The following is a 3,534-nucleotide window of genomic DNA, read 5'->3' on the forward strand; positions in this document are numbered from 1 at the left end:
AGCGACCTGCGTTGATCAGCTGCACGGCTGAGAGACCATATGGGGTTGCTCATTTGTCCTCGTCCAAGTGGCGGGGGCGGGAAATGTATGTTTTTGGTTCAGAAGAATGACTGCCTTTAGTTACCAGCTGGGCGGTCTCGATTGATTTGATTACTAGCGCAGCTTTGGTTGTGTGCGGTCAAACGCACTCAAGTAGCCGAATAGGCGGTAGTGCCAATATCAAGTCTTTCTTTTTCTGGATCAAATCAAGCGCGAGAAGGGCGTTTGGTGAATGCCTTGGCAGCAAGAGGCGATGAAAGACGTGATACTCTGCGATAAGCCATGGGGAGCTGAGAATAAGCTTTGATCCATGGATTTCTGAATGGGGCAACCCACCTGAATGTTTGTTATTGTTAGCTGTGCTAATCAATAATGGGCATAACCAGGTATTTATGACCTGAATACATAGGGTTATAAAGGCAAACCCGGGGAACTGAAACATCTAAGTACCCGGAGGAAAGGAAATCAATTGATACTCCCCTAGTAGCGGCGAGCGAACGGGGACCAGCCGAGCCAGATGAGTGAGAAGAACATGTTGGGAAGCATGGCCATAGCGGGTGACAGCCCCGTATTCTAAGCTCTGATGGACGTATTAAGTAGGGCGGAACACGTGAAATTCTGTCTGAAGATCGGAGGACCACCTTCGAAGGCTAAGTACTCCTTGCTGACCGATAGTGAACCAGTACCGTGAGGGAAAGGTGAAAAGCACCCCGACGAGGGGAGTGAAACAGTACCTGAAACCGAACGCCTACAATCAGTCGGAGCCCCCTTGCGGGGTGACGGCGTACCTTTTGTATAATGGGTCATCGACTTGGTCTCACGAGCAAGCTTAAGCCGTTAGGTGTAGGCGTAGCGAAAGCGAGTCTTAATAGGGCGAATGAGTTCGTGGGATCAGACCCGAAACCGAGTGATCTAGGCATGGCCAGGTTGAAGGTAAGGTAACACTTACTGGAGGACCGAACCCACATCCGTTGAAAAGGATCGGGATGAGCTGTGCCTAGGGGTGAAAGGCCAATCAAACTCGGAGATAGCTGGTTCTCTGCGAAATCTATTTAGGTAGAGCGTCATCCGAATACCCCGGGGGGTAGAGCACTGGATGGGTAATGGGGCCCCACAGGCTTACTGATCCTAACCAAACTCCGAATACCCGGGAGTACTAGATGGCAGACACACTGCGGATGCTAACGTCCGTAGTGGAGAGGGAAACAACCCTGACCTACAGCTAAGGCCCCCAATTCATGGCTAAGTGGGAAAGCAGGTGGGACGACCAAAACAACCAGGAGGTTGGCTTAGAAGCAGCCATCCTTTAAAGATAGCGTAACAGCTCACTGGTCTAAATAAGTTGTCCTGCGGCGAAGATGTAACGGGGCTCAAGCCATGAGCCGAAGCTTAGGATGCCGTAAGGCATGGTAGCAGAGCGTAGTGTGACATAAGACTTATCCTCTTTAGTGTCTTTCGGGGCACCTTGGAGGATCGAGTCTTTTCGATGAAGCCGGCGCGTGAGCGATCCGGTGGAGAGATCACTAGTGAGAATGATGACATGAGTAGCGACAAAGAGTGTGAGAGACACTCTCGCCGAAAGTCCAAGGGTTCCTGCTTAAAGCTAATCTGAGCAGGGTAAGCCGGCCCCTAAGCCGAGGCCGAAAGGCGTAGGCGATGGGAACTAGGTTAATATTCCTAGGCCAGGAGGATGTGACGGATCACAGGTGTAGTTCAATCTTATCGGATTGATTGGGCTGCTGAGTGGTTCCTGGAAATAGCCCTCCATCAGACCGTACCCTAAACCGACACAGGTGGACTGGTAGAGCATACCAAGGCGCTTGAGAGAACGATGTTGAAGGAACTCGGCAAAATACCTCCGTAAGTTCGCGAGAAGGAGGCCCGGTTCCTAGGCAACTAGGGGCTGGGGGCACAAACCAGGGGGTGGCGACTGTTTATTAAAAACACAGGGCTCTGCGAAGTCGCAAGACGACGTATAGGGTCTGACGCCTGCCCGGTGCCTGAAGGTTAAAAGGAGAGGTGAGAGCCTTGAATTGAAGCCCAGGTAAACGGCGGCCGTAACTATAACGGTCCTAAGGTAGCGAAATTCCTTGTCGGGTAAGTTCCGACCTGCACGAATGGCGTAACGACTTCCCCGCTGTCTCCAACATCGACTCAGCGAAATTGAATTGCCTGTCAAGATGCAGGCTTCCCGCGGTTAGACGGAAAGACCCCGTGCACCTTTACTACAGCTTCGCACTGGCATCAGGATTGTGATGTGCAGGATAGGTGGTAGGCTTTGAAGCAGGAACGCCAGTTCTTGTGGAGCCTCCCTTGAGATACCACCCTTCGCACTCTTGATGTCTAACCGCGGTCCGTTATCCGGATCCGGGACCCTGCGTGGCGGGTAGTTTGACTGGGGCGGTCGCCTCCTAAAGCGTAACGGAGGCGCGCGAAGGTTGGCTCAGAGCGGTCGGAAATCGCTCGTTGAGTGCAATGGCAGAAGCCAGCCTGACTGCGAGACTGACAAGTCGAGCAGAGTCGAAAGACGGCCATAGTGATCCGGTGGTCCCGAGTGGAAGGGCCATCGCTCAACGGATAAAAGGTACGCCGGGGATAACAGGCTGATACTGCCCAAGAGTCCATATCGACGGCAGTGTTTGGCACCTCGATGTCGGCTCATCTCATCCTGGGGCTGGAGCAGGTCCCAAGGGTACGGCTGTTCGCCGTTTAAAGAGGTACGTGAGCTGGGTTTAGAACGTCGTGAGACAGTTCGGTCCCTATCTGCCGTGGGTGTAGGAGACTTGAGAGGAGTTGCCCCTAGTACGAGAGGACCGGGGTGAACGATCCACTGGTGGACCAGTTGTCGTGCCAACGGCAGTGCTGGGTAGCTATGATCGGACAGGATAACCGCTGAAGGCATCTAAGCGGGAAGCCCCCCTCAAAACAAGGTCTCCCTGAGGGCCGTGGAAGACCACCACGTCAATAGGCCGGAGATGTAAGCGCAGTAATGCGTTCAGTTGACCGGTACTAATCGCCCGATAGGCTTGATTTGATCCAGTAATGGAAAGACAAATCAAAAACATACACACCTTTGACTAAGGATGGCTGTGTCGCGCCAAGCGACACTGTTGATTGACATAATAACCGTGCGGCAACGCGCATTCGTAAACGAATACGCTGCCTGCCGCGCGTCGCCTTTTTGCAAAGCAAAAAGAGCGACGGGGATTTTCCTCGGTTTGGTGGTCATAGCGCAAGTGAAACACCCGGTCCCATCCCGAACCCGGAAGTTAAGCACTGCCGCGCCAATGGTACTTGGGCTTAAGCCCCGGGAGAGTAGGTCACCGCCAAACCTAGTAAAATCCCCATTCTCTCTAAACGATGATAAAAACACTACCAGGTCTCAAATAGCCGAATAGGCAATAGACCACCAAAGTGTCGCGGGATGGAGCAGCCCGGTAGCTCGTCAGGCTCATAACCTGAAGGTCGTAGGTTCAAATCCTACTCCCGCAACCA

1 tRNA gene and 2 rRNA genes are annotated in these 3,534 nt (G+C 52.9%); all 3 read left to right on the plus strand.

The annotated features are described in order from the left end of the window. Window positions 1-243 precede the first annotated feature (243 nt). The 3 genes from AC2FLP_RS21860 (at window position 244) to AC2FLP_RS21870 (ending at window position 3,534) form a co-directional block, all read left to right on the plus strand. A 23S ribosomal RNA gene (locus AC2FLP_RS21860) occupies window positions 244-3,073 on the plus strand. A gap of 183 nt (window positions 3,074-3,256) precedes the next feature. Continuing rightward, window positions 3,257-3,371, plus strand: a 5S ribosomal RNA gene (gene rrf, locus AC2FLP_RS21865). A gap of 86 nt (window positions 3,372-3,457) precedes the next feature. After that, window positions 3,458-3,534: transfer RNA gene (locus AC2FLP_RS21870), tRNA-Met, on the plus strand.

Source organism: Ruegeria sp. CDSA141 (assembly GCF_059612005.1).